20 protein-coding genes and 2 pseudogenes are annotated in these 26,272 nt (G+C 72.1%); 2 read left to right on the top strand and 20 right to left on the bottom strand.

Going from position 1 to position 26,272, the window contains the following annotated elements; all coding sequences use genetic code 11:
- Positions 1-22: 22 nt before the first annotated feature.
- The 17 genes and pseudogenes from LNW72_RS34690 to LNW72_RS34610 all read right to left on the bottom strand — a co-directional run bounded on the left by LNW72_RS34690 (position 23) and on the right by LNW72_RS34610 (position 20,093).
- Positions 23-478: a MarR family transcriptional regulator gene (locus tag LNW72_RS34690; protein WP_250979000.1), complete on the bottom strand. Its 456-nt coding sequence runs from the start codon at positions 476-478 to the stop codon at positions 23-25.
- 46 nt (positions 479-524) lie between these two features.
- Positions 525-1,187: a class F sortase gene (locus LNW72_RS34685; RefSeq protein ID WP_250978999.1), complete on the bottom strand. Its 663-nt coding sequence runs from the start codon at positions 1,185-1,187 to the stop codon at positions 525-527.
- Between the two features lie 6 nt (positions 1,188-1,193).
- Positions 1,194-2,069, bottom strand: a complete 876-nt coding sequence (locus LNW72_RS34680; protein ID WP_250978998.1) for a DUF4397 domain-containing protein — start codon at positions 2,067-2,069, stop codon at positions 1,194-1,196.
- A gap of 108 nt (positions 2,070-2,177) precedes the next feature.
- The gene (locus tag LNW72_RS34675; RefSeq protein ID WP_250978997.1) at positions 2,178-3,053 is read right to left on the bottom strand and encodes a hypothetical protein; all 876 of its coding nucleotides are present in this window, start codon (positions 3,051-3,053) and stop codon (positions 2,178-2,180) included.
- Positions 3,054-3,739: 686 nt separating this feature from the next.
- Positions 3,740-5,284 (bottom strand): ABC transporter substrate-binding protein, encoded by a 1,545-nt coding sequence (locus LNW72_RS34670; protein WP_250978996.1) that lies wholly within the window; start codon positions 5,282-5,284, stop codon positions 3,740-3,742.
- Entirely contained in the window at positions 5,266-6,327 is a 1,062-nt protein-coding gene (locus LNW72_RS34665; protein ID WP_250978995.1) for an ABC transporter ATP-binding protein, read from the bottom strand. The genes LNW72_RS34670 and LNW72_RS34665 overlap by 19 nt, the downstream gene beginning before the upstream one ends.
- Complete coding sequence (locus tag LNW72_RS34660) at positions 6,324-8,249, bottom strand: dipeptide/oligopeptide/nickel ABC transporter permease/ATP-binding protein (protein WP_250978994.1); 1,926 nt, start codon at positions 8,247-8,249, stop codon at positions 6,324-6,326. Before LNW72_RS34660 ends, LNW72_RS34665 begins: the two co-directional genes overlap by 4 nt.
- Positions 8,246-9,193, bottom strand: coding sequence for an ABC transporter permease (locus tag LNW72_RS34655; protein WP_250978993.1), 948 nt, complete (start codon positions 9,191-9,193; stop codon positions 8,246-8,248). The genes LNW72_RS34660 and LNW72_RS34655 overlap by 4 nt, the downstream gene beginning before the upstream one ends.
- Positions 9,194-9,540: 347 nt before the next feature.
- Positions 9,541-10,368 carry a PaaX family transcriptional regulator C-terminal domain-containing protein gene (locus LNW72_RS34650; RefSeq protein WP_250978992.1) on the bottom strand — a complete coding sequence of 276 codons (828 nt, stop codon included), beginning with the start codon at positions 10,366-10,368 and terminating at the stop codon, positions 9,541-9,543.
- 131 nt (positions 10,369-10,499) lie between these two features.
- Entirely contained in the window at positions 10,500-11,240 is a 741-nt protein-coding gene (locus LNW72_RS34645) for an Asp/Glu racemase (RefSeq protein ID WP_250980427.1), read from the bottom strand.
- A 98-nt stretch (positions 11,241-11,338) separates the two neighbouring features.
- Positions 11,339-12,244, bottom strand: a complete 906-nt coding sequence (locus tag LNW72_RS34640; RefSeq protein ID WP_250978991.1) for a fumarylacetoacetate hydrolase family protein — start codon at positions 12,242-12,244, stop codon at positions 11,339-11,341.
- A gap of 239 nt (positions 12,245-12,483) precedes the next feature.
- Positions 12,484-13,596 (bottom strand): cupin domain-containing protein, encoded by a 1,113-nt coding sequence (locus LNW72_RS34635; RefSeq protein WP_250978990.1) that lies wholly within the window; start codon positions 13,594-13,596, stop codon positions 12,484-12,486.
- Positions 13,593-14,636 (bottom strand): carbon-nitrogen hydrolase family protein, encoded by a 1,044-nt coding sequence (locus LNW72_RS34630; protein WP_250978989.1) that lies wholly within the window; start codon positions 14,634-14,636, stop codon positions 13,593-13,595. Before LNW72_RS34630 ends, LNW72_RS34635 begins: the two co-directional genes overlap by 4 nt.
- A 64-nt stretch (positions 14,637-14,700) precedes the next feature.
- The gene (locus LNW72_RS34625; RefSeq protein WP_250978988.1) at positions 14,701-17,121 is read right to left on the bottom strand and encodes a bifunctional salicylyl-CoA 5-hydroxylase/oxidoreductase; all 2,421 of its coding nucleotides are present in this window, start codon (positions 17,119-17,121) and stop codon (positions 14,701-14,703) included.
- Between the two features lie 121 nt (positions 17,122-17,242).
- Positions 17,243-17,611: pseudogene (locus tag LNW72_RS34620) on the bottom strand (acyl-CoA thioesterase); the annotation flags it as partial.
- A 78-nt stretch (positions 17,612-17,689) separates the two neighbouring features.
- Positions 17,690-19,315 (bottom strand): annotated as a pseudogene (locus LNW72_RS34615) (AMP-binding protein); the annotation flags it as partial.
- Between the two features lie 178 nt (positions 19,316-19,493).
- On the bottom strand, positions 19,494-20,093 hold the full coding sequence (locus LNW72_RS34610; protein WP_250978987.1) for an ATP-binding protein: 600 nt from the start codon (positions 20,091-20,093) through the stop codon (positions 19,494-19,496).
- Positions 20,094-20,511: 418 nt separating this feature from the next.
- Here LNW72_RS34610 and LNW72_RS34605 point away from each other — a divergent pair, with 418 nt between their 5' ends.
- On the top strand, positions 20,512-21,462 hold the full coding sequence (locus LNW72_RS34605) for an alpha/beta hydrolase (RefSeq protein WP_250978986.1): 951 nt from the start codon (positions 20,512-20,514) through the stop codon (positions 21,460-21,462).
- 178 nt (positions 21,463-21,640) lie between these two features.
- Positions 21,641-22,339 carry a phosphatase PAP2 family protein gene (locus LNW72_RS34600; RefSeq protein WP_250978985.1) on the top strand — a complete coding sequence of 233 codons (699 nt, stop codon included), beginning with the start codon at positions 21,641-21,643 and terminating at the stop codon, positions 22,337-22,339.
- A 13-nt stretch (positions 22,340-22,352) separates the two neighbouring features.
- Here the strand turns inward: LNW72_RS34600 and LNW72_RS34595 are convergent, their stop codons facing one another.
- The 3 genes from LNW72_RS34595 to LNW72_RS34585 form a co-directional block, all read right to left on the bottom strand.
- Positions 22,353-23,366: a LacI family DNA-binding transcriptional regulator gene (locus LNW72_RS34595; RefSeq protein WP_250978984.1), complete on the bottom strand. Its 1,014-nt coding sequence runs from the start codon at positions 23,364-23,366 to the stop codon at positions 22,353-22,355.
- 87 nt (positions 23,367-23,453) lie between these two features.
- Entirely contained in the window at positions 23,454-24,986 is a 1,533-nt protein-coding gene (locus tag LNW72_RS34590; protein ID WP_250978983.1) for a carboxylesterase/lipase family protein, read from the bottom strand.
- Positions 24,987-25,187: 201 nt separating this feature from the next.
- Positions 25,188-26,207, bottom strand: a complete 1,020-nt coding sequence (locus tag LNW72_RS34585; protein WP_250978982.1) for a TolB-like translocation protein — start codon at positions 26,205-26,207, stop codon at positions 25,188-25,190.
- Positions 26,208-26,272: the final 65 nt, after the last annotated feature.

The raw sequence follows: 26,272 nt of genomic DNA, 5'->3' as shown, positions 1-26,272 counted from the left end.
CCGGCGGTTCCGGAATCGACGGTCATGTCCCCTCCGCTTCCTCGTGCAGGTTCTGGGCGAGTCTGCGCAGCGCCGGCAGCGCCGCCTCCAGTGCCGCCCGGTCGGCCGCGTCGAGCCGCGCCACCTGCTCGCGCACCAGCGCGTCGCGCCGGGACTTCCAGTCGCGCAGCCGCGTTCTGGCCGCGGGAGTGATCTGCAGCAGTGCCGAGCGGCGGTCGTCCGGGTCGGTCTCGCGCAGCAGATAGCCGTCCCGGACCAGCTGGTTGACGAGTGTGGAGACCGAATTGCCCGCGAGGTAGAGCTCCTTGGCCGCGGCCGACACCCGGATGCCGGGACGGGCCGCGACCAGTTGCAGGAGTTCGACCTGCGCGCCGCGCAGCCGTGGGACGGTCAGCCCGCCGCGCAGCCGGCGCCGGATCAGCCGCTGCACACCGGCCAGCGCGTCCGCGAGGGCGTCGGGGAACTCCGCTGCGGTCATAGCGCAATTTTAGCTCGTAGTCAGAGCTATTTTCCAGAGGGCGTGGCTACGGGGTGCCGGCGAGGCGGGCGAAGACCACGATGTCGTCGGGATAGTGATGGCCGTCGAAGGCCCCGCCGCAGGTGATGAGCCGGAGCTGCGCATCCGGCTGCGGCCCGTACACCTCGGCGGTGGGGAACCGGTCCTTCGCGAACCGCCGGACCGCGGTCACCCGGAAGCGGACGCTGCCGCCGTCGCCGAGACCCACGGTGATCACGTCGCCCGGCCGCAGCGACGACAGCCGGGCGAACACGGCGGGCCCGTCGACGGAGTCGACATGGCCCACCACGACCGCGGGGCCCACCTGGCCGGGGACGGGGCCGCCGTCGAACCAGCCCGCCCGCTCCGGCCGCACCGGAACCTGGAGCGTTCCGGTGGGCGACAGTCCGAGGGTCTCCAGGGCGGTGCGCAGCTGGATGGCCGGGATGGACAGCGAGCTGGGGTGCGGCGCGACGGCCGGCGACGGTCCCGGCGGCGTCGTGCCGACCGGGTCGGGACCGGGCGCCGGGACAGCCATCCGGACCGCCCGGTCACCGCCGGCCGGCGCGTCGGCGCGCATCAGGTGCGGGCCGAGGCCCACCGCGCCGCCGACCGCCGACGCCGCTCCGAGCAGCGCCAGCGAACCGAGCGCGATCCGGTGCGGCGGGCGGGGCCTGGCATGGCGTCCCATCAGGGCTCAGGACCGCCGCAGGCGCCGCGCGGCGAAGAGGAGCGCGCCGAGGCCCAGGACCAGGGCGGCGGCCCAGCCGGCCACCGCGGGCAGGCCGGAGGACGAACCGCCCGCGCCCGTCGCCGTGGCGGCTGGCTTGCTGAGACCGCCGAGCCCCGCTTCGACGCCGCCGCCCGGCTGGGTGGCGGGCCCGCTGGAGTCGGTCAGGTCGAGCAGCTTCGGTGCGGCGCCCGACGAGGAGAGCACCACCAGGGTGTGGGTGCTGCGGCCCGCGAGCTGCAGCGTCCGGCTGGTGCTGGCCGAACCCGCGGTGACCTTCACGGCGGTGGCTCCGGCGCGCACCGTGCTGTACGGGGTCGAGGTGGGGAAGCGCAGCCGGCTCGGTCCGTTGTCCGCGACCTGGACGGCGACGGAGGGCTGGCTCAGCGACGCCTGGATCACCCGTATCCCGGCCCGGTCCTGCGGCGCGGAGAGCTGGTCGTCGAGAGTCCGCAGTTCGAGTGCGCTACCCGGGCCGAGGCCGGCCACCGTGTAGGCCTTCCCCTGCTCGACCCGCACGGTGGCGGAGATGACCGGAGCGACGGACGCCGCCGCACCCGCCACCCGCATCGCGACCGTGTACTGCCCGCCGGCCACGGTCTCGTACGGCGAGGCGTCACCGTACGCGACGTTCTTCAGCACCAGCGCGGCCTTCGAGCCGCCGAACGGATACAGATAGACGTCCACGGCCGGAGCGCCCGGCGAGAAGTGGGCGAGCCGCAGCCAGCCGCCCGGCTGGGCGGGGGCCGCGTTCGCGGTCGCGGCGGCGGGACCGGCCAGCACGGCAGTGCACAGTGCGGCCGAGAGCAGGACGGCCGCGGGTCTGCGGACGGGAAGCGTCATACGAGGGGGCCCTTCTGGCATACGACGGTCGGATGTGGTGGTCGGACGCGCGTCGTCGAAGACGCGTCGTCGGAGGCGAGTCGTCGAGTACGCGTCGCCGGATGAGGTTCACGGAGCCGCGCCGTTCCGCGGATTGACCGGCGCCGGCTGGGAGTAGAGCAGGGTGAGCACCGCCGGTGACCCCGCCTGCGCCGCGCGGCTCGCGGTCCGCAGCGGGCGGTACGGCGGCTGTTGGGCCGCGACGAGGGCCCGCAGGGTGGTCGCCGGTTCGGCGGACCCCATGGCGGAGACCGTGTCGATGGTGGAGATCTCCACCCCGTTGCGGGGGACGCCGGCGCCGGCTCCGGGCGCGGCCGGCCCGAAGGACTCGACGGTCAGGGTGTGTCCGCTGCTCAGCGTCGCGAGCAGCGCGCAGATCCGCATGTCCACCAGTCCCTGCTCCAGCGGGACGCGGGCCGCGGCGGCGAAGGTGATGCGGCTGTTCGCCGCGAGCGCCCGGCCCGCGAGTCCGCGGTCGGCGAGGTCGGCGGCCATCGCCCGTTCGTAGGAGGCCCGTCCGGCGTGGGCCACCGGCTGGATCGTGACCGTCTGGGCGCCCGAGCCGAACGCGGCGAGCGGCTGAGCGGCGGTCAGCGCCCCGACGGCGGGACCCAGCCGGGTCTGCAGCGTCGAGGTGAGGACCGCGACGTCCGCGCTCTGCAGCTCCAGCGCGCTGTCCTTCACCCACACCGTCGAGGAGGCGGGGAAGCCGAGCGCGGCGAGCGATCCGCACATGGCGGCGTCGCAGGCGACCACATGGCCGGGGCCGACGTTCCGGATGATCCACCGGGCCGTCTCGGCCCGGACGCCGGACGACGGTCCGGTGTCGGCGGGGCCGGACGGCTTGCCCGCGACGGGTACCGAGAGCGGCCGCGCATGGTCCGGCTGGCGGTTCACCGTGGCGAGCACGACGCCTGCGGCGATCAGCGCGACGGCGGTCGTCATCGCGGCCCCGACGAGGAACCGGCGGCCCGCCGAACTGTCCCCGGAATCCGAGGTGAAGGGACGTTGCCCCGGCAGCCGTAATCGTTTCCGCAGGGCGGATCGAAGACCCGGCCGGCGGGCCCGTCCGCACCGCCCTTCGTCCTCGCCGGGCATCCGTACCGGTGTGGGCGAGGCGGGCGGCGGGGCCGCCAGGATCACTTCGTCGGGCCACGCGGAGGCGCCGTTGTCACGGCGTGCCGGTTCGGACCCCGGAGCCGTGCCCGGTGGCCGCGCCCGCCCGGCCGGCCGACGCGGTTCGAAGAAGTCCTGTGGCATGGCACTCGTTTGAGGGAGGGCGGCCGGGCTGGCTACCGCAGAGCTGATCCGACGGCTGTTCCGTTGGGCGCCGTACGTGCGCCGCCAGTTCGCCCCGGCGTGTTCGGGAGGGCACCTGCTGTCACTGCAAGCAGGTTCGAATATCAGCACAGTTGGCCGTTGCTGGCAAGGGTTGTCGCCTACCTCTCGGTCACCGGACCGCCACGCTGCGCCGACCTGCGCACGGGAGCGCGAACTGATCAGAGACGATCAGGTGTGCGCCGCCCGCCGGGCCCCACGGCGAAGCGCGCCTCCCGTCTCCCGCCGGCCGGAACGGGCAGGCGGGAGACGGGAGGCGCGGGGCGGAAAGGGCGAGGAGGCCGGGGCGGGTACTACTTCGGCGCGGTGGCCCAGGCGAGGTCGGGAAGGTAGCTGGGCGCCACCGCGAACCCCTTCAGCTTCTTGCTGTTGAAGGCGTAGATCCCGTCGGTCCGCAGCACCGAGACGAACCACGCCTGGTCGACGACCCTGCGCATGACGTTCTGGTAGAGCGCCGGCTGCTGCTCCTGGGGGGCGGCCGCGGCGGTGGCCAGCATGGCGGTCAGTGCGGGATCCTGCGAGGCGAACGGATTGAACGCGGTGGGGTGCGGCAGCATCCAGTCCAGCAACAGCGTGTAGGTGGAGGCGCCGCCGTAGCCGAACCCGAGCGCGGGGAACTTCTTGGAGGTGGCGTTGCCCAGCCACTGGCCGATGCTGGTGTCCGTGGTGACGGTGGCGGTGACGCCGATCTGCTTCCACTGCTGGACGACGGCCTGGGTGACCAGGTCGATGCCGAAGAAGTTCTGCGTCTCCATGTGCAGCGGGAACCCGTTCGGGTACCCCGCGGCGGCGAGCAGCTGCTTGGCCTTCGCCGGGTCGTAGGAGTAGTGGTTGTCGTAGTCGGCGGCGAAACCGTCCAGGCCGGGGAGGGATATCTGGTCGGTGGCGTGACCGTACTGCTGGAAGAGGGCCTTGGTGATGCTCTCGCGGTCCACCGCGTAGTTGAGGGCCTGCCGGACCCGGACGTCCTTGAGGGGCTTGGAGAGGACTCCGTCACGGTCGACGAGGTCGATGCCGAGGAAGGCGTTGGGCGAACGGATCACGCTGAGGCCGCCCGAGGTGGCGGTGTCGACCTGGTTGGCGGTGATGCCCAGGACGTCGGCCTGCCCGGTCTTCACGGCCTGGAGGGCCGAGTTGGGGTTGGCGACGATCTTGATGATCACCTTCTTCCAGTGGATCTTCGTCTTGTCCCAGTAGTTGGGGTTGGGGGTGTACGTGTAGTGGTCGCCGGTGGCCGTGTGGGCGGTGTCCAGGACATACGGGCCCGCGCCGAAGGACTGGGTGCCCATCTTCCCGGCGTTCGCCAGGCCCGCGGGGCTGATCACCGAGCCGACGAGCAGGATCTGGTTGAGCAGCTGGGGCACGTTGGGGTGCGGGCTGGAGCAGTGGATCCGCACGGTGAGCGGGCCGGTGGCGGTGACGGAGTCGATCGCCGAGGTCCAGGAGACGTTGAGCCCGTTCTTACGGGTGTAGTTCAGTGATGCCGCGACGGTCTGGGCGGTCATGGCCGTGCCGTCGGCGAACTTCACCCCGTCGCGCAGGGTGAAGTCGAACTCCCGGTTGCCGGTGCCGACATACCCCCACTTGGTGGCGAGCGCGGGACCGGTCTTCCCGTCCTGCCCCTGCCGCAGAACGGTGTCGTAGGCCAGGTTGACGAACCAGTTGTCGGAACCGACGTTGGCCTTCGCCGGGTCGAGGCTCGCCGGGGCGCTCGGGGAGATGACGGTCAGGGTGTCGCCCTGGCCGCCGGAGTCCTTCGACGACCCGCCACACGCGGTGGCCGCGGCGGCGAGCACCACCAAGGTCGCCAGCCCGCTGATCATTCGTTGCCTGAACACGGCACTTCCTCTCCTGTGATTCCTGAATGTGCTGGAACGGTCAGCGGATGCAGGTCCGCGGCGCGATGGCAGGCGGCGGTCCGCCCGCCGCCCGACGCTTCGCCGCCGGGGACGGGCAGCAGCTCGGGGCGCAGGCTGTGGCAGATGTCGATCGCGTGCGGGCAGCGGTGCGCGAAGGCACAGCCGGTGGCCGCGGGCGGCTGGGTGGACAGGACGGTGGCGCCGGCCGCCTCCTTGTCGGCCCTGCGGGCCCGTTGCACCCGGGGATCGGGTTCGGGGACCGCCGCGAGCAGCGCCTGGGTGTAGGGGTGCACGGGATCGGCGTAGACGGCGTCGGCGGGCCCGGACTCCATGACCTGGCCTCGGTAGAGGACGACGATGCGGTGTGAGAGGTGCCGGACGACGGGGAGGTCGTGGGCGATGAACAGATAGCTGAGGGAGAGTTCGCTCTGCAGATCGGCCAGCAGGTTCATCACCTGGGCCTGGATGGACAGGTCGAGTGCGCTGACCGGTTCGTCGCAGATCACCAGGCGCGGCGAGAGCATCAGCGCGCGGGCGATGGCGATCCGCTGCCGCTGCCCGCCGGAGAACTGCCCGGGGTACCGGCTCGCGGTGTCGGCGGGCATCCCGACCCGCGCCAGCATCTCCGTGACCCGCTCCGCGGTCTCCGCCGCGCCGATCTTCCGGTGCACCAGCAGCGGTTCGGCGAGTGTCCGGCCGATGGTGCGGGCCGGATTGAGCGACGAGTACGGGTCCTGGAAGACCACTTGCAGCCGGGCGCTGAGCTCCCGCCGGACTCCGGGCCGGGCGCTGGTGATGTCGGTGCCCTCGAAGTGGATCCGGCCCGAGCGGACCGGGTTGAGCCCGAGCACGGCCCGGCCGATGGTCGACTTGCCCGAGCCGGACTCGCCGACCAGGCCGACGGTCTCTCCCGCCGCGATGCTCAGGGACACCGAGTCCACGGCACGGAACGGCGGGGTACGCCGGCCCTGGCGGAACTCGACGGTCAGGTCCTGGATGTCGAGGATGGTCTGCGGAGTCATCTGGGGGTGCCCTCCACGAGGAGCTGCTGGGAATGGACGCACCGCGTGAGGCGGTCGGGTACGGGCCGGGTGAGGGCGACCGGCGCCGCCGCGCACGCGTCGGTGACGAGCGAGCACCGGGCCGCGAACCGGCAGCCCTGCGGCCAGTCGCGGGGGGCCGGCACCGTGCCGGGGATCGTCGGCAGCGGCTCTCCGCCGCCGGCCAGGTGCGGGTTGGCCGCCAGCAGGCCCGCGGTGTACGGATGGAGCGGCAGGGTGAACATCGACTCGACGTCCGCCTGCTCCACGACCTGCCCCGCGTACATCACGACCGACCGGTGGCAGAGGTCCGCCACCACCCCCCAGTCGTGGGTGACGATGAGCACGGCCATCCCCGTCCCGGCCTGCAGCCCGCGCAGCAGCGTCAGGATCTCGGCCTGGACGGTCACGTCCAGCGCGGTGGTCGGCTCGTCGGCGATCAGCAGCTTCGGGTCGCCCGCCAGGGCGAGCGCGATGGCGACGCGCTGGGCCATCCCGCCGGACAGCTGGTGCGGATAGCGGCCGGCCACCGCCTCCGGGTCGGGGATGTTCACCATGGTGAGCAGCTCGATCACCCGGCGGTGGGCCGCGGCGCGGGTCGTCCGCCGGTCCGTGCGGCTGTGCCGCCGTACGGCCTCGGCGAGTTGACGGCCGACCGGGAAGGTCGGGTCGAGGGCCACCATCGGTTCCTGGGACACATAGGCGATCCCGGAGCCACGGACCCGGGCCAGCTCGGCCGGGGATCCGGCCAGGTCGACCCCGTCGAACACCACCTGGCCGGCGGCGACCCGGCCGCCGCCGGGCACCAGGCCCAGGACGCCCAGCGCCGTCACCGACTTACCGCACCCGGACTCACCGACGACGCCGAGCGTCTCCCCCGCCATGACGTCGAAGGACACTCCCTGGACGACGGGGATGCCGCCGATCTCGACGGACAGGTTCCGGACCGACAGCAGCGCCCGCGCGTCCGGTTCGCCGCCGCCCTCCACCGGGGGCCCGGTGGCCTCGGGGGCCCTCGCCGCCGGCACCGTGCGGCCCTGCGGCGCCGCCATCTTGGAGACCGACCAGCCCTCGATGGCCGCGTCGCGGATCGCGTCCCCCAGCAGACCCAGCGCGATCACGGTGATGACCAGCGGAATGCCCGCGGGGACCAGCATCCAGGGATCACGGTCGATGGCCTGCGAGGCGTCGGCGACGAGGCCGCCCCAGGACGGGTTGGGCGGCTGTGCCCCGAGGCCCAGAAAGCCCAGCCCCGCCTGGATGGTGACGACGATCGCGGAGAACAGCGCCGCCTGGACGATGACCATGCTGGTCATCCGCGGCAGCACGTGCCGGCGCAGGATCTGGGAGCGCGTCAGCCCCGCGACCTTCGCGGCGGCGACGTACAACTCCTCGCGGATGCCGAGGGTCTGCGATCGGAGGATCCGGATCAGGCCCGGACTGCCGAGCACCCCGAAAGTGATCATCGCCGCGTGCAGATTGCCGGGGAACACCGACAGGACGACCAGCACGATGATGATGCCCGGGAGCGCGAACATCAGGTCCGCGGTACGGGTGACCAGCCAGTCCACCCAGCCGCCGAGATACCCCGAGGCCAGCCCCAGGACGGTGCCGATCACCAGGTAGACCAGCAGCGACTCGGCCACCGCCAGCAGCGTGGAGCGGCCGCCGAACAGCAGCCGGCTCAGCAGGTCTCGGCCCAGGTTGTCGGTGCCGAGCAGATGGCCGCCCGACGGGCCGGCCAGTACATGGCCGAGATCCTGGTCCAGCGGCCCGCGCGGGGCGGTGAACGAGGCCCCGGCGGTGGCCACGGTCAGCAGCACCAGCCAGCCGATGGCGGCCGCGCCCGACGGGCGGCGCACGACCCGGGCCAGCAGGCCCGGTCTCTTCGCGGCGGTGTTCATGCGGCACGCACCCGCGGGTCGAGGCGGCCGTAGGCCAGGTCCACCAGCAGGTTGACCAGGACCACCAGCACCGTGATGTACAAGACGGCTCCTTGGATGAGGGGGATGTCGTGCTGGATGGTGGCCTGTTGCGTCAGGCTGCCGAGGCCCGGCATGGCGAACACCGTCTCAACGAAGACGGCGGCGGAGAGCAGGCTGACCAGCACCACGCCCAGGACGGTCACCACCGGCAGCGCCGCGTTGCGCAGCACGTGCCGGTAGAGGATCGAGCGCGGTGAGAAGCCGTTGGCCTGCATCACCCGGATGAAGTCGCGGGTGGAGGTGTCCAGCACCGAGTCACGGGTCTGCTTGGCGATGATCGCCACCGCGCCCACCGACAGCGACATCACCGGAAGTACCAGCGAGCGCGCCCACTGCGCCGGGTCGTCGGCGAACGGTACGTAGCCCGTCACCGGGAACCAGCGCAGCTGCACCGCCAGCACCGCGATCAGGACCAGCGCGAGCCAGAACGCCGGGACGGCCAGGCCGATGAGCGACAGCCCGTCCACGATCCTGACCAGGAAGCCGCCGCGCCGCGCGCTCAGCAGGCCCAGCGCCACGCCCAGGATCCCGGACACCACGGTTCCCGCGACGATCAGGGAGAGCGATACCGGCAGCCGGTTGTTCAGCACCGACGTGACCGGCTCGCCGCTGAACAGCGAGGAGCCGAGGTCGCCGTGGAACACCCGCACCAGCCAGTGCCAGTACTGCACCGGCAGCGGTTCGTCCAGGCCCAGTTGGCCGCGGACGGTCCGGTACTGCTCCTCGGTCGCGTGCTGCCCGACGATCGTCCGCGCCGGGTCCCCCGGCACCAGTGACACCAGCACGAACGTCAGGGCCGAGACCATGAACAGCAGCGGAGTCGACGACAGCAGCCGCCGGATCACCAGCCGGAATATTGCCATGCTCACCTCATCGGAAGTTGTACGAAGGGAGGATCTGGGGAGCGCTGAGGGCGCCTCGGCGGCGATGGCGAGAGAGATCCTGGATGCCGGGTCGCGGAACGGAGGGCGGTGGCGGGTTGCGCCGAATCCCCCGGCCGGGCCACCGCCACAGGCGGTGCGACTACACGGCGGGCATGGCCGCTTGCGCGGCTCCAGCGAAGATTATCGAGCTGATTTAGCTACAGCCAGAAGAAGAACATACGAAATTTACACGTGTCAATAGAGTGCACCGCACTACTGAAGATGGCGGGTTACACGTGATACCACAGGGTGGATTAACGGGGATTTCGCCCCGCGGGAAGCCCGGTCTACGGCGCTTCGGAACCCGTCACCTTGCGCACATGGCGAAGGCTCGGTTCGGCGAGCAGCTCGTGCAGCTGCTGGAAGACCCGGCGGGCCTCCACCGCGTTCCAGTCACCGGGAAGCAGCTCGGCGGGCAGGCCTGGGTCGAGATACGGAAGCCGGCGCCACTGCGTCAGCATCGGCACATAGGCGCGGAAGGCCTCGGTGGAATCGATGGCGGACTGCTCCGCCAGCCGGGCCGCGATGGGCGCGTACGTGCCGGTGAACGCCTCGTACTGCGCCTCGATGGCCGGGAAGTCCCACCAGGAGCTGACGGCGGTCCGCAGATCGCTGAACGCGGCGTAGTCGGCCGTGAAGAGATGGACGTAGTCGCTCAGCCCGAGGCGTTCGAGCGTGTTGCGCGCGTCCTCCAGCAGCCGGCCGGGCGCCAGCCACACGCCGGCCGCGGTGTTCCCGAAGCCCAGCCAGGTCAGCCGGGTGCGCAGCTGGTAGCGGTGGGCGCGCTCGGACTCGGGAACGGAGAAGACGGCCATCACCCAGCCGTCGCTGAGGTTCGCCGGTTCCAGGCTGCCGAAGATCCGCCGGTCGCCCTCGTCGAAGATCGCGTGCACGGCGGGGCTGAGCCGGTATCCGGTCGCCCCCTGCCGCTCGGGTTCGAGAATGCCGCGCTTCTTGAGCCGGGAGATCGCCGACCGCACCGCGGGGCCGTCCACGTCCAGTTCCGCCATCAGGACGATCAGGTCGGCGATGGAGATCCATCCGCCGAGATGCCGGACGAAGGCCCCGTAGACCGTGTTGATCAGGGAGCTGGGCCGGGTCGAGCTGTCCGACATGATCGCCTTCCGTCGTGTGCGGAGGCGATCCTACCGAGCCGTACGCCCTCGGCCCGTCCCCAGGGCACGTCGGGCCGGCCCGGCCGGTCCGGGAAGCGGGCCGGCGGGCACCCTGCGGCATCCCCCGGCGGTCACCCGGCGGCCACCTCCTGCCCGAGGATGGGCACCTCGGCATAGCCGCCGGACAGCAGATGTCCCGCTCCCGGCGCGACCGCCGGCAGGTCCAGCGCGCGGAGCAGCTGGTGGGCGGTGCACACCGCCGCGGACACCACGGGCTTGCCGAGCAGCTGCTCGGCCTGGTCGATGGCGCCCAGCGAGGGCATCTGCACGCACGCGGAGAGCACGACGGCGTCGGCCTCCTCGTAGTCCAGCGCCCGCGCGATGTCCGGCAGCAGGGCCGGGTCGTGGGCCGCGACGTCGAGGTTGTCGGGGATCTCCAGCGCCTCGTAGTCGAGCACCTCGAAGCCCTCGTGGGTCAGGTACTCGACGACGGTCTGCGTGAGCGGGCGCATATAGGGGGCGACGAGCGCGATCTTCTTGGCGCCGAGGGTGCGCAGCCCGTGCACGAGGGCGCCGGCGCTGGTGACCACCGGGGCCGCTCCGCCGTTCTCGGCGGTGCGCGCGTGCAGCCGGCTCTCGGAGACGCGGTGGTAGCCCAGGCCCATGCTCATGATGGCCACCAGACAGGCATAACCGAGCACGTCCACCCGGGCGTCGGAGAGCTCCAGGGCGCACCGGTCGGAGTCGGCGTCCATGGCCCTGAGCTGTTCCGGCGTGACGTGGGTCATCCGCATCCGGCTGGAGTGGAAGGTGAACCGTTCCGGTGCGACGGTCTCCCGGGCGCGCAGGATGGCGGGCACTTCGGTTTCCATCGTGACGTTCGAACTCGGCACGATCTGGCCGATCCGGTAGCTGCGGTGGGACAAGGCGGTGCGCTCCTTCGGTGCGGGGGTTGGCTGGTGAGGGTGGGTCAGCGGGCGTCGATCACCGGGTTCGAGAGCGTGCCGATGCCCTCGATCGTGGCCTCGACCAGGTCACCGGGCTGGAGGAACTCCGGCGGGACCATGCCGGCGCCGACGCCCGACGGGGAGCCGGTCGCGATGACGTCGCCGGGTTCCAGGGTCATGCCCGAGGTGATGTCCGCGATGAGCCGGGCGATCGGGAAGAGCATGTGCCGGGTGTTCGACTTCTGCTTGATCACGTCGTTGACCCGCAGCGACAGGTCCAGCGCCATCGGGTCCCCCACCGCGTCGGCGGTGACCACGGCCGGGCCGAACGGCGCGTAGGAGTCCTGGCCCTTGGAGAAGAACCACTGGCCGGAGCGGCGCTGGTCGCGGGCGCTGATGTCGTTGATGATGCTGTAGCCGAAGATGTGGTCCCAGGCGTCCGCCTCCGAGACGCGGAAGGCGGTGCGGCCGATGACGACGGCGAGTTCGCACTCCCAGTCCAGCTGGGTCGTCAGGTCCGCGTTGTGCAGGATCGGCCGGCCGGGGCCGGTGATCGCGGTGGCGGGCTTCCCGAACAGCACGGGCCGGTCGGGCAGTTCCTTCGCCGTGTCCAGCGTGCGGCTGGACTCCGCGACGTGCTCGACGTAGTTCAGTCCGACGCCGACGACCTTGCCCGGCCGCAGCGGTGCGCGGAGTTCGACGTCGGCGAGGGGGTGCACCGCGCCGGCCGGCCAGCCGGCCGGGTCGCCGCTCAGCAGCTCCCGGGCCGCGTCCAGGGCGGCGGATCCCGACCGGATGAAGGAGAGCAGGTCTGCGGGGAGCTCGGTCCCGGCGTGCCCGGCCAGTGCGGCGAGGTCGACCACCCGGTCGTCGAGCTGGGCGCCCAGCCGGTCGGGCGCGTCGTTGTGGGTGTACGTGATCAGGCGCATGGCTGCTCCTTGCGAGGGTGGGACGGGGTACGTCGGGGTCGGGCGGGCCGGGGGTGAACCGGCGGTGTCCCCATCAGGAGGACACCGCCGGTCCTGGCCGGGGACGGTGTCGGCGCGACAGGAGTGTCCCCGGAGGCTCCGGCGCCGGAGCCGGTGTCAGGGCCGGCGGATCCGGCGGCGCGGGCCGTTCTGGGTGGCGGGCCCGTCGGGTGACGGGCGGGCCTGAGTGCCGAGTAGGCCTAAGTGACGGGCTGGTGGCCGTCGTTCGCGGTGTACGCCTCTTCGCGGTAGAAGCCGAGCGAGCGCATCACCGGGAAGTCGTTGAACGAGAACAGGCAGGCGTCCTCGGACTGGTCGAGGTTCTCGTGCTCGTGCCAGGCCCAGGACGGCACGCAGAAGATGTCGCCCTGCTTCCACGCGAACCGCTGCCCGGCGATCACCGAGACTCCGTGGCCCTTGGCGGCCGTGTAGATGACGGATCCGGTGTGCCGGTGGGCCCGGGTCGCCTGGCCGGGGCGCAGCAGCTGCATATGGGCGCTCATGGTGGGCATCACGGATCCGCCGGTGAGCGGGTCGGTGTACTCCATGATCACGCCGTCGTACGGGGAGCCCGCCGTGGCCTTCGCCAGGTCGCGCAGCGCCGCGTAGGTCGGCTCCCAGGGGTAGGCCAGCAGCGGCGAGTACGGCCTCGTCCACTTCTCCACGCCGTAGGGCAGAAGGTTGCCGCCGTAGGTGAGAACGGAGGAGTTGATCACCTTTCCCGGCGTCTGGTAGAGGTCGGGGTGGACCTCGTAGAAGCCCGCGTCCAGGGCGTTGACCAGGGGGATGTCCAGGCCGTCCTGCCAGATGACGGGCGCGTCGTCGGAGTCGTTGCCGTGCTCGTGCCAGGTGCCGTTGGGAGTGATGGCGAAGTCGCGTGCGCCGACCTTCAGCTTCTGCCCGTCCACGATCGTCCAGGCGCCGGTGCCCTCCTGGACGAAGCGCAGCGCGGCGGCCTGGTGCCGGTGGGCGGTCATCGCCTCGCCGGGTCCCATGATCTGCAGCCCGGTGTAGAGCAGTCCCGCGGCGGCGCTGACGTCCCTGCGGCCGGGATTGACGAGCATGACGACCCGCCGCCCGGCGTCGTCGGCCTTGACGAGGTCGAGCGCCTTGTGGACCAGCGGCCGCAGTTCCTCGTAACGCCACAACACGGGCACGGACTTCGGCTGCGGGAACCACGGCTCGATCTCGTTGGCGACGGTCCACAGGGCGCCGGCCTCGAGGCCGGCGAGCTCGCCGTAGTACGCCGTCAGCTCGGGGGTGTCGGACACGCGGGCGCGCCCCAGCATGGTGTCGTCGTTCTCGGCGGTCATATCTCCTCCTTGAGGTCCTTGAGTCCCTTGAGTTCCGCGATGTCCATGGCGTCCGGGCCGGGAGCCGCCGGTGCGGGGTCGGTCGCGAAGGTCACCGGCCGGCGTGGACGGTTGTCGACGTGGAGCTGGAAGACGTCGAAGCGGTTGTAGTGGCCGGTGATGTCGTGCATCTGCTTGGGCTGGATGCACTTGCCGAGGTCGATCTCGGCGTAGACGATGCCCTCGTCGTCGATCAGCGGTTCGGTGACCGGGCGGCCGTCGGGGCCGAAGATCCCGGACAGCGCGCTGCGCGGGCGGGCGAGCATCCGGCGCACCTCCTGGTCGTCGCCGGCGATGGTGTCCACGATCTCCGGGGAGATCGTGGAACAGGCCACGACGGAGAAGACCTTGCCCTCGAAGGAGTGCGCGGCGGTGCGGACCGCGATGGCGTCCGCCATGTCGTAGTCCTCGGGGGCCACCGGCAGGGCGATGTAGCTGGAGGCGTGGACGAGTTCGCCCTGCGCCAGCAGCGTGAAGCGGGCCAGCGTGTTGGTGTTCTCGCCGCAGGCCAGGACGCCGAGCGGGCCGATCGGAGTCCGGTGCACCTGCAGGGAGCTGCCGTCGCCGCCGGTCCAGGTCAGCTTCTCCGCCCAGGTCGGCACCAGCTTGCGGTGCACGCCGAGCAGTTCGCCCTCGGTGCCGATGGTCAGCATCGTGTTGTAGAGGACGCCGAGGCTGTGCGCCCCGCGCTCGTTGACGCCGATGACGAGGACGACGCCGTACTGGCGGGCCGCGGCGCGCAGCGCGTCCACCTCCGGTCCCGGGATGTCGACCGACGAACGGTAGAGGCGCTCGAACCACGGGGAGCCCTGGACCGGGTTCATCGTCCAGTTCCAGTACGGATATCCGGGAAGGAACACCTCGGGGAAGACGATCAGCGAGGCGCCGTTGCCGGCCGCCTCCCCGATGAGGGCGATCGCTTTGTCGACGGTCGCGGCGGCGTCCAGGTACACCGGGGACGCCTGGACCGCGGCGGCGGTGAAACGGGGCAGGTTCAGCATCCGGTCCTCCTTGCTTCTGCGGTGGTGGGCCCGGTCAGCGGCGCCCGGTTGGTGGTCGGCACGGTCAGCGGCCGCTCGTCGCGCCGGACAGGTCCGCGTCCGGCAGTCCGGCCGCCGGGCGCGGGAGCCAGCGCTGGTGCACGGGCACGGGCGCTTCGCGCAGCAGCTGGAGCCGGGGCGGCACCCGGTCGGTGCGGGCGCCGGGCGGCTTGCCGCTGCCCGCCTTCCACGAGTGCGGCCACGTCGCCCCCGGCCCGGTGTAGTCCTGGGCCGCGGCGGCGTGCAGGGTCCACAGCGGGTCGTGGAGCTGGGCCCGGCCGACGGCGCACAGGTCGGCGCGGCCCGCCAGGATGATCGAGTTGACGTCGTCGTAGGTGGAGATGGCGCCCACGGCGATGGTCGGGATCCCGGTGGCGTTGCGCACCAGGTCGGCGAACGGCGTCTGGTAGCTGCGCCCGTAGCGCGGCCGCTCATGGGCGACGACCTCACCGGTGGAGACATCGAGCGCGTCCGCCCCGGCGTCCGCGAGAGCCCGGCAGATCTCCACCACGTCGGCTTCGCTGGTGCCGCCCTCGGCCCAGTCCGCCGCGGAGATCCGGATGACCAGCGCCTTCCCCGCGGGCCATACGGCGCGCACCGCCCGCAGCACCTCCAGGGGGAAGCGCAGCCGTCCTTCCAGCGTGCCGCCGTAGGCGTCGGTGCGGAGGTTGGTCAGCGGGGAGAGGAAGCCGGACATCAGATGGCCGTGTCCGTACTGCAGCTCCAGGACGTCGAATCCGGCCCGGTGGGCGCGTTCCGCGGCGGCGGTGAAGTCCCGGGCGATCTCGTCCATGTCCGTACGGGTGGCCTCGCGCGGCACCGGGCCCGCCTCGTTCCAGGGCAGGGCCGAGGCGGCGATGGTCGGCCAGCCGTCGTCGCCGAGGGGTCCCGAACCGCCGTCGGGGCGGGGCGTGGTGGTCGCGGCACGGCGTCCGGCGTGGGTGAGCTGGATGCCCAGGCAGGTGTCCGACTGCTGGTGGACGAAGTCGGTGATCCGCCGCCAGGCGGCCTCCTGCCCGTCGGTGTACAGCCCCGGGCAGCCGGGGGTGGCGCGCCCCTGCGGGTTGACGGCCGTCATCCCCGCGAAGACCAGGGCCGAGCCGCCGAGTGCCCGGGTGCTCAGGTGCACGAGGTCGAAGTCCCCCGGCACACCGTCGCGTGCGGTGTACAGCGCCGTGGGCGGCACGACCACCCGGTTGCGCAGGTGCAGTCCGCCGAGTTGGAACGGCCGGAACATCGGCGGCACGGACACCGCTCCCGGCCGCACCGCCGCGGTCAGCGGTTCCTCCGTCTCGGCGAGCCAGGAGTCGACCGCCGCGGTGAACTCCCCGTCGCGCACCCGGAGGTTGTCGTAAGTGACGCGGCGGCTGCGGGTGAGCAGGTTGAACGCGAACTGGTGCGGGTCCTGGCCGGTGTACCGGCCGACGTTCTCGAACCACTCCAGGCTGGCCTGGGCCGCGCGCTGGGTGGATTCGACCACCGGCCGGCGCTCCGCCTCGTAGGCGCTCAGCGCCGCGGGGACGTCCGGGTGCTCATGGAGGCAGGCGGCGAGGGCGAGCGCGTCCTCCATCGCCAGCTTGGTGCCGGAGCCGATCGAGAAGTGCGCGGTGTGCGCCGCGTCGCCCAGCAGGACGACGTTGCCGTGCTGCCAGGAGCGGTTGCGCACGGTGGTGAACCGCAGCCACTTGGAGTTGTTGGGCAGGAGCCGGTGCCCGTCGAGGTGGTCCGCGAGGAGCTCCTCGCAGAGCCGGATGCTCTCCTCGTCGCTGGTGCCGGGCGGCAGGTCACGGGCCGCGAACGTGTCGAAGCCCGCGCGCCGCCAGGCCGCCTCGTCGATCTCGACGATGAAGGTGCTGCGCTTCCCGTCGAACGGATAGGCATGGACCTGCAGGGTGCCGAAGTCCGCCTCGGCGACGATGAAGGTGAACGCCTCGAAGACCCGGTCGGTGCCCAGCCACATGTAGCGGGACCCGCGCTCGTCGAGATCAGGCCCGAAGCGGTCGGCGAAGTGCTCCCGGGTCGCCGACCGCACCCCGTCGGAGGCCACCACGAGGTCGTACTCCGCGGCGAGTTCGGCCGCCGGCGGCGCCTGGGTGCTGTAGCGGACGTCGACGCCGAGTGCGGCGCAGCGCTGCTGCAGGATCTGCAGCAGGCGCTTGCGCCCCAGGGCGGCGAAGCCGTGGCCGCCGGAGGTGAGGACCTGGCCGCCGTAACAGACGTCGATGTCGCTCCAGCGGGCGAACTCCTCCGACATGGCGGCGAAGATCTCGGGGTCGGCCTGCGCGATGCCGTCGAGCGTCTCGTCCGAGAACACGACGCCGAAGCCGAACGTGTCGTCAGCGGCGTTGCGCTCCCAGACGGTGACGTCCCATCGCGGTGAGAGCTGCTTGGCCAGGGCTGCGAAGTACAGCCCGCCGGGCCCTCCTCCGATGACTGCTACGCGCACGGGTCCTCCTCGTGGTTCTGCGACATAAGATATGCCGCATTTTCTGCGATCGTCAATATTGCAACATGGCGGGGGCGCCGCCAGGGCCGTGACCGGTGCGGTCCCGCCCCGCTCGCGCCGGTCAGGCGAAGAGCTCGGGAGCCTGTGCGCCCGCCGTCGACAGCAGCCGGCGGACGTCGTCGGGCCAGGGCTCGGAGCCCTTGGCGCGCGCGGCGGAGTGGACGATCGTCATACGCCCGGTGGCGGCGACCCCGTCCCCGTCCGCCGTCCCGCCCTCGCTCTCACCGCGGACGGTGAAGGCGTAATGCAGCGAACTGGTACCCACCTTGGTGATCCGCAGCTCGGTGCGGACGGCCTGGCCGAACCACAGCCGCTCCCGGTAGTCCGCCTCGAAGTGGACCCGGGGGATGCTGCCGAAGAGATGGCCGAGGCCGAGCCTGCGCAGCAGGACCGCTTCGGCCGCCTCGACCCAGCGCACCACCGTGGAGTGGTGGTAGTGCCCGGCCGCGTCCGTGTCCGGCCACTCGACCCGCCGTTCGACGGTCACGCTGGGCAGGGCCGGCTCACCGCCCGCCGCACCGTCCACCGCCATCCTGCGCAGTTCACCGCGGCGCAGCTTCCCGTTGCTGGTGCGCGGCAGCGCGGTGACGAACTCGATGGCGCGGGGGTACTTGTAGGGCGCGATGGTCCGCTTGACGTGGTCCTGCAGCGCCTTGACGGTGTCCGCGCCGGCCTCGACCCCGGGCCGCAGGACGACATAGGCCGTGACGACCATGCCCCGTCTGCCGTCCGGGGCGCCCACCACGCCGCACTCCTCGACGTCGGGATGGACGACGAGCGCCTTCTCCACCTCGGGACCCGCGATGTTGTAGCCGGACGAGACGATCATGTCGTCGCTGCGGGCCACGTACCAGAAGTAGCCGTCGGCGTCCCGGATGTACGTGTCGCCGGTGATGTTCCAGCCGTCCCTGACGTACTCCGACTGCCGTGGGTCCGACAGGTAACGGCAGCCGGTGGGGCCCTTGACGGCGAGCAGACCGGGCTGCCCGTCGGGGACCGCCGCCCCCGTCTCGTCGACGACGGCCGCCCGGTAGCCCGGGACCGGCTTGCCCGTCGCGCCGGGGCGTATGTCGCCGTCGGCGGCGGAGATGAACACGTGCAGCATCTCGGTCGCGCCGATGCCGTCGATGATGTGCAGTCCGGTGGTGGCGCGGAACTCCTCCCAGACGCTCGCGGGCAGCGCCTCGCCCGCGGAGACGCATCTGCGGACGCCGGCCAGCCGGTCCGCGACGCCTGCCGCCATGATCGCGCGGTAGGCGGTGGGTGCGGTGAAGAGCACCGTGACGCCGTGTTCGGCCACCAGGTCGGCCAGTTGGGTCGGTGTGGCCTGCTCGATCAGCAGGGTCGCCGCACCGACGTGCAGCGGGAACACCACCAGTCCGCCCAGCCCGAAGGTGAACGCCAGCGGGGGCGTTCCGGTGAACACGTCGTCCCGCCGGGGCTGGAGGACATGCCGGGAGAACGTGTCGGCGTTGGCCAGCACGTCCCGGTGGAAGTGCATGGTCGCCTTGGGGCGCCCCGTCGTGCCGGAGGTGAAGGCGATCAGCGCCACATCGTCCGCGGCGGTGTCGACGTTCACGAACGAGCCGCTCTTCGTCTCGCTGCGGGCCGCCAGGTCGTCCGGCCCGGTACCCCCGTAGGGGACGACGGTCAGGCCTGCGGCGGCGGCCGCGTCGAGCTCTTCGAGATAGCGGTGATCGCACAGGGCGGCGACCGGGCGGCTGATGTCGTGCAGTTCGGCGAGTTCCGCGGCGCGCAGCAGCGGCATGGTGGTGACGGCGACGCCGCCGGCCTTCAGGACGCCGAACCAGGACGCGACCAGCCACGGATTGTTCGGGCCGCGCAGCAGCACGCGGTTCCCGGGCTGGAGGCCCAGGTCTTCGGTGAGCACCTGCGCCACCTGGTTGGCGCGCCGCAGGAGGTCCCCGTACGTCCATCGCCCGGTCGGAGTGAGCAGGCACGGCCGGTCGGGACCCCAGCGGGCGACGGCGTCGTCGAGCAGCGACTGCGCGCAGTTGAGCCGGGTCGGGTACGCCAACTCCGGTAGGTCGAAGCTGAGTTCGGGCCACTGGGCGAACGGTGGCAGCCGGTCGCGACAGAAGGTATCGGCATGCGCGGACGGAGAGAGCTCCATGGGGCGGCACCTCAATCTCGGGGCAGCGGGGAGAGTGGAGCCAGTATCTCGCCAAAATAACGACAGTCAATGATTCGCTATAAAGGTTCTCGTTAAGAACAGGTTTCGTCACGGACGGTGACGGAAGCGGTACCTCGCGACGGGCCAGGGCGACCACCTGGAGCGGCCGGGGTGACCGTCACCGCGCGACGGGCACCCGCACCCGGACGGTTTTCCCGGCGCCACCGCCCGCGCCCCGCCCGCCGTACGGGAGCACCTCCACCCAGCCGCTCGCCTCGTCGACCAGCAGGTTCACCATCAGCAGACCGCGCCCGCACTCCGCGTCCGGATCGACGTCCGCCCCGACGCGGGGCGGGCACGGGTCCCCGTCACTCACGTCCAGCCACAGCTGACCACCGCCGACGGCCGCGGTGACGCGCAGCCGCTCGGTGGACGGCCCGGCGTGCTGCACGGAGTTGGCGGCCAGTTCGGTGACGACCAGCAGAAGGGCGTCGATGACGTCGGAATGGATGCGCCAGTCCAGCAGGACGCGGTGCAGCCGCCGGCGGATCCGCGGGACGGCCGCCACCTCGGGCGCCAGCACCCAGTGGACGAGCGCGCGGCCCGGAGGAGGCGGCGCGGACGGCGGGCGCCGCGACCGCCCGGCGCCGGCGGGCGCCGGCGGGACCGGGGGCGCGGACGACGCGGACGGCGCCGACGAAGTGGGCCGCATCGGCGGAATGGGCTCCGTCGGCGGGATGGACGGAGCGGAGACGGTGAACGCGGTGACGGTGAGCATCGCGGGACTCCCGGGGCGGGATGCGAGGCGAGGGGGGACGGACGCCTGTGTCGCTCGTGCAACCTCCGCCGGCTCCTGCGCCGCCTCTCGGATTCAACTGGACCGAAATTCTGGGGGCAGCGCCCGTACGGATCGGTGTTACACGTGTAACATGCTAGGCAGCCCTCCGCGCCGAGCGCAAGGCATTTCGGGCAAAAGTTGCAGGATGTTGGATTTCACCGGCGCCGTGAACCGCCGCGCACTCCCGTGCGCCGCGCCCTCATGGACTTCGTGGACGTCGTGGACGTGGACGTCGTGGACGTCGTGGACGTCGTGGACCTCACCGCCGTGCGCGGCCGTCCGCGGTGGTCTCCGCCGAGCACACGGCCGTGCGCCGCCGCGGACACATGTCGATCGACCTGGATGGAAAGGGACCGGAATGACGCAGTCACCGCCAGCCCAACTCGACCTGGGGTGGCCCCCGCCGCCCTTCCTGGCCCCCGTTCCGCCCGTGGTGGGCGACGACGGCGTGACCCGGTTCGAGGGCGTCACCTACGCGACCTCGCCGGGGTACCGGCCGCGGCTGCTCGACGTCCAGGTGCCCGCGAGTGCGACGCCCCCGCCCGTCGTCCTCTGGATCCACGGCGGAGGCTGGATGGAGGGCGACCGGCGCTACCCGCCGCCCACCGTGCCCGTCGAGCTGCTGCACGGCTCGGTCCTCGGCGCCGGCTTCGCCCTCGTCTCCATCGACTACCGGCACAGCCTGGAGGCGCCGTTCCCGGCGCAGCTGCACGACGTCAAGGCGGCGATCCGCTACATCCGCCGCTTCGCCGGCAGCTTCGGCATCGACACCGACCGGATCGCCGTGTGGGGCGAGTCGGCCGGCGGTCATCTGGCGGCCCTGGCCGGGCTCACCACCGCCGACGGGCCCGGTGGTGCCGCGATGGAGGGCACCGAGGGCGTCCTCGGTGAGCCGACGGCGGTACAGGCCGTCGTCGACTGGTACGGGGTCCACGAGATCGCCTCGCTGCTCGCCCACCCGATGCCGCCGTCACCGCCCGGCGCGGCCGAGTACCCCAACCCGTTCGCGGCGCTGCTCGGCGGCACCGAGGACGAGCGGACCGACCTGGCGCGGGCCGCCAGCCCCGTCACCTATGTCGGCGCGGGCGCCCCGCCCTTCCTGCTGATCCACGGGACCAAGGACGGCCTGGTGCCTTACAGCCAGAGCGAGCTCCTCGCCGCGGAACTGCGCACCGCGGGCTGCGAGGTCACCCTCACGCCGGTGGACGGCGCCGACCACATCTTCCTGGGCTCCCCGGACATCGTCTCGATCGTCGGCGACAGCGTCGCCTTCATCGCCGGCCGGTTGAACGGCCCGTCCCAGCCCTGACCCGGGAAGAACGCTTCCGCGAGCGGCGGCCGGACCTCCGGCCGCCGCTCGCGGCACGCCTCCCCGGTCCTTCGTCCACAGCGCATCCGTATCCGTTCATCCGTATCCGTTCATCCGTATCCGTTCATCCGTTTCCCCGTCCGTCCGCCCCCGCGGACCGGGCCGCGAGAGGCACCACGTGACCGACACATCGACCGCCGTTCCCGAGCTCCCGACCGCCGCCGGGGACCGCCGGCCTTCCGCCGCTCCCCCGCGACCACGCGTGCTGCCCCTCGCGCTGGTCTGCGTGCTGGCCACCGCGCTGATCGGGTTCGCGACACGCGCCGACGTCCGGCACCCCTTCTTCCAGGGGCTGGACGAGCGGTGGCTGGGCTGGATGGGAGGACCGCACCGAGGTCTCTACGAGGCGGTCGCCACGGTTCTGAACTGGTTCGGCGGACCGCTCGGCGTGGTGGTCCCGCTGGCGCTCCTGGTGGCGCTGCTCGTCCTGAGGCGCTGGTGGTCCGTGCTGTATCTGCTCACCACCTACCTCGCGGCGAACATGCTCGTCGTCCAGGTCCTCAAGCACGTGGTGGACCGGCCGCGGCCCGCCCACCCGCTGGTCAGGGTCGACCACGGCTCGTTCCCGTCCGGCCACGCCGCCGGCGCCGCGACCCTCGTGGTGATCGTCGGCGTCGTGCTGATCCCGCTCGCCCGGCGCCGTGCCTGGTGGCTGGGCGGCGGGGTGTTCGTCGCGCTGATGATGTGGAGCCGCACCTGGCTGCACGCGCACTGGCTCAGCGACACGGTCGCGGGCGCGCTGGCCGGTGCGGGTACGTCGCTGCTGCTCTGGTGGGCCTTCGCCCCGCTGCTCGCCCGGGAGCGGCGCGACGGCTGAACCGGGCGTGACGCTACGAGGACGCCCGGTGGATGAGGGTGACGTCCACCGGGTCGACGGGCTCCGCCGTTCCGTGCTCGATCAGCTGCTGCAGGGTCTCGGCGATGACGCCCGGCCCCGGCAGGTTGAGGCGGATGGAAGTGAGCGGCGGGCGCTGCAGCGAGGCCAGCACCAGATCGTCGGCGCCGACCACCGCCACGTCGTCCGGGACGCTGATGCCCGCGTTCTGGAAGGCGTGCATCAGCAGCGCCGCGTACTCGTCGTTGTACGTGAAGACCGCGTCCAGACCCAGCCCCGGCCAGCGTTCCGCCAGCCGCGCTACGGAGTCCTGGGTGTACGCCACCTCCACCGCGGTCACCGTCGCCGTGCTCGACGCCGCGATCCGCTGCGCTCCGGCCAGCCTGGGTTCGGAGAAGGCGCTGAGCCCGCGCTCCTGCGGCATCAGCACGGCGATCCTGCGCCGCCCCCGCGCGACGAGGTGTTCGGCGGCGGCGGCGCCGATGTCCGCGTGGTCGAACGCGATGGTGTGCGCGCCGGCCAGCGGGCGGGCGGCGAACGCCAGCAGCCCGCGGATTCCGGCCCGTTGCAGAAGATCGGCCGCTTCCGGGGTGAAGGAGTCCTCGGAGAGCGCGAAGACCGCCGCCGGCCGCAGCTCGGCCCAGGCACGGGCGGCGGTGACGGCGTCCGGGAACCGGCCGGCGTGGAGCACGACGGTGTAGCCGCGCCGGTCGAGTTCGCTGTGCAGATCGTCCACCCAGTCGCTGACCAGCCGGCCGATCGCGGAGACCGATGACGGCATCAGCACCAGGTTGCTGCGTCCGGCACGCAGCGAACGCGCGGCGGCGTGCGCGACGTAGCCCAGCTGATCGGCGGCCGTCAGCACCCGGGCGCGGGTGCTCTCGCTGACCCGGTGCGCCTGCGTGTCGTTGAGCACGAAGGACACCGTGGCCCGGGACACCCCGGCAAGGCGCGCCACATCCGCGCTGGTGATCGTCCGTGGCGGCTGAGCGGGAGCGTCCTTGGCCATGACTTCCTTGATCAATTCACCGGTGGGGCGCTCATGGGCACACCGGCCCATGAGCACACTGGTTCAGAGATCAGGTTACACGCGTTATCAGTCGCGCGCGGAGCTGTGCAGTCTGCGCGAGTCCCCCGCGAGGTCTTCGGTGGCCTTGGTCACCGAGTCGAACCGCATCGTCGTACGGGACTGCCCGTCGTAGCGCTCCCAGGCCGGCAGTGCCGGGTGGTTCGGGTCGCCGGTGCGGATGAAGGAGATCCACGCCTGGTGCATGGCCGAGGCGAGGCCGTCCCGGACCCCCGGCCGGATCCCCTCCAGGAAGGGCGCGTGCGACCACTGGTCGAAGTTGTTGAACGTGAAGGGCAGTTCCAGGCAGTGGGCGGCGCCGAGCCGGCCGTCGTGCGCGGGCGTCGGGAAGTCGAACTGGTAGACCCAGACCGGACGGCCCTGGGCGGCCCGGCGCTCGGCCAGTTCCACACTCGGTACGCGGAACAGCTCGTCGGAGATCAGATCCATCAGCACGTCCACGGGCCGTGCGCCCGGCCGTACCGACTCGTAGGCCGCGTACGCCTCCGCCGCCCGGTCACCGAAGGTGTCCGCGGCCCTCTCGACGACCTGGTCCCGGGTGGCGGCGGCGTACCGCTCGTCGAGCCCGAACCCGAAGTTGGCCTCTTCCCTGGTCCAGCCGATCAGCACGTCGATGTCGGACCCGGCGCCCTCGAGCAGCGTCTCGACCGGATGCCGGGCCAGCGTCGCCTCGTCGATGACGGGCAGGAACGGTGTGGGCCAGTAGCCCCAGCGCATGGTGCGCCCGAACAGTTCCCCGCCCGCCTCGATGAGCCGCGGCCAGGGCACGGCCCGCAGCTCGTCGATCTCCTTGGCGCCGAGGATCTCCTGGTAGACGGCGGTGCGCTCGGCGGATTCCGCGCGGGTGGGGATGTGCAGCCCGAACGGCGGACTCTGCAGGATGGCGCGCCGGAACAGCGTCCGGGCCTCCGGGTGGCCGGCGAGCGCCGCCGTGGAGACGGCGCCGCCGGACTGGCCCGCGACGGTGATGTTGCCGGGGTCGCCGCCGAACCCGGCGATGTTCTCGTGGACCCAGCGCAGCGCGGCGACCTGGTCGGTGAGCCAGAAGTTGGCGGGCTCCGCGTCGGCGTCCGCGCCGAAGGCGAGGTAGCCCAGCGGGCCGATCCGGTAGTTGATGGTCACCACGACGAGGTCGCCGTTGCGCGCGAACGTCTCACCGGAGTAGTGGGGCATCGAGCCGGATCCCGAGACGAAGCCGCCACCGTGGATCCAGACCAGCACCGGCCGGCCCGCCGTGTCGGCGGACGGGGTCCAGACGTTGAGCGTCAGACAGTCCTCGTCGAAGGGCGGGAAGCCATGGCCGCCGAGGACCGGGTCGCCGCCCTCCAGGAACATCTGCGGGGCGCTGGGTCCGTGGGCCGTGGCGTCCCGCGTCCCGCTCCAGCCCGGGTGCGGCCGTGCCGGGCGCCACCGCAGGTCGCCGACGGGCGGCTCGGCGTACGGCACCCCCTTGAACACCGCGACCCCGCCCTCCGTACGGCCGCGCAGCGTGCCCGCGGGCAGCTCCACCACGGGCGAATCCTGGTCTCCGGCACCAACCATCAGAGGCTTCCTTCCCTGGCGGCCGGCGATCGCCGGCCGAGGCTCCGCAGCCGTGGCCCGGGACGCGAAGAGACACGTGTCACTTTACGCCGCGAAGGCGCCGCACACCCGGCCGATCTGCTCCCCTGAGGCTATGCCGCCATTTCGACGATCGTCAACCATCCTGCATATCGTGAGGGGCGCCGCGGTGCTCCGCCGTGGTTACAGAGGTGCCGGGGAGGAAGCGCCGGGGATCAGCAGGCGGGGCTTCCCGGTGCCGTCGGCGGGAACGCTCCACAGGTCGGTGCTGCCGACCGCGCCATCGGTGGGAAGGGCGTAGGCGACCGTCCTGTCGTCGAGCCAGGTCGCCTGGTCGTCCACGCTGTGGTGCTCGGCGAGCGGCGTCTCGCGGAGCGTCTTCAGATCGAGGACGTACTCGCGCCAGAGCGCGGCACCGCGCAGCGCGCGCTTCTTGTAGGCGATGCGGGTGCCGTCCGGGGAGAGCGAAGGGCACTCGACGTTCTGCGTCACGGTGGTGACCGTGCGCCGGGACACGGATCCCTTGACGAGATAGGTGCGGCCGCCGGTACCGAGCGTGGCGTAGAACGTCTCGTCGTCCGCCGCGAAGGTGACTCCCCAGAAGTTCACGTCCACGGCGTGGTAGTTCCTGCCGTCCAGCAGGATGGTGAACTCCTCCAGGTTGGGCGTGAGCTGCCAGGTCCGGGTGTCCAGGATCGCGGTGCGGGTGGAGAAGAACGCGGCGCCGTAGGACTCACCGCCGACGAAGACGGTCCAGGCGGCCAGATGACCGCTGGGCGAGACCCGCGCGCGGCTGGGAGTGCCCGCGAGCGGGATGCTGCGCACCGTCTTCAGGTCCGCGTCCAGGATCAGCGCCCGGTTGTTCTGCGCGAGCGCGCCGGGAGTGGACTGGAGGCAGACGCCGGTGCCCGCGGCGGCGTAGAAGCGCTGGCACTTGACGCCGGAGGCGGTCCGTCCCGCCGCGGGATCGGTGGCCGGCACCGTGGCGAGATCGGTGAGGTGCGGACCCCGGGCGCCGTTGAGGAACGCGAGCTTGCCCGACTGCGTCAGCGCCACCTTGCCCGCACTGACCGACGGGCCGCCCGCCTGGGGCTTGTTCTTCTCGTCCGCCCGGGAGGCGGCGTGCAGCACGAACCCGATTCCCAGGCCCGCGAGGAGCAGCACCGCCGTGACGAGTATGAGCAGGCGGCGCTTCGGCGTCATCGGGATCCTTGCGGGTGTCGGGACAGGAGGGGCGGCGGAGCAACAGCGGGGCTCACGGCGGCGGA

The organism is Streptomyces sp. RKAG293 (genome assembly GCF_023701745.1).
Lineage (GTDB): Bacteria > Actinomycetota > Actinomycetes > Streptomycetales > Streptomycetaceae > Actinacidiphila.
The sequence above is the reverse complement of the archived record's forward strand: the minus strand, read 5'-3'. Positions and strand labels throughout refer to the sequence as shown.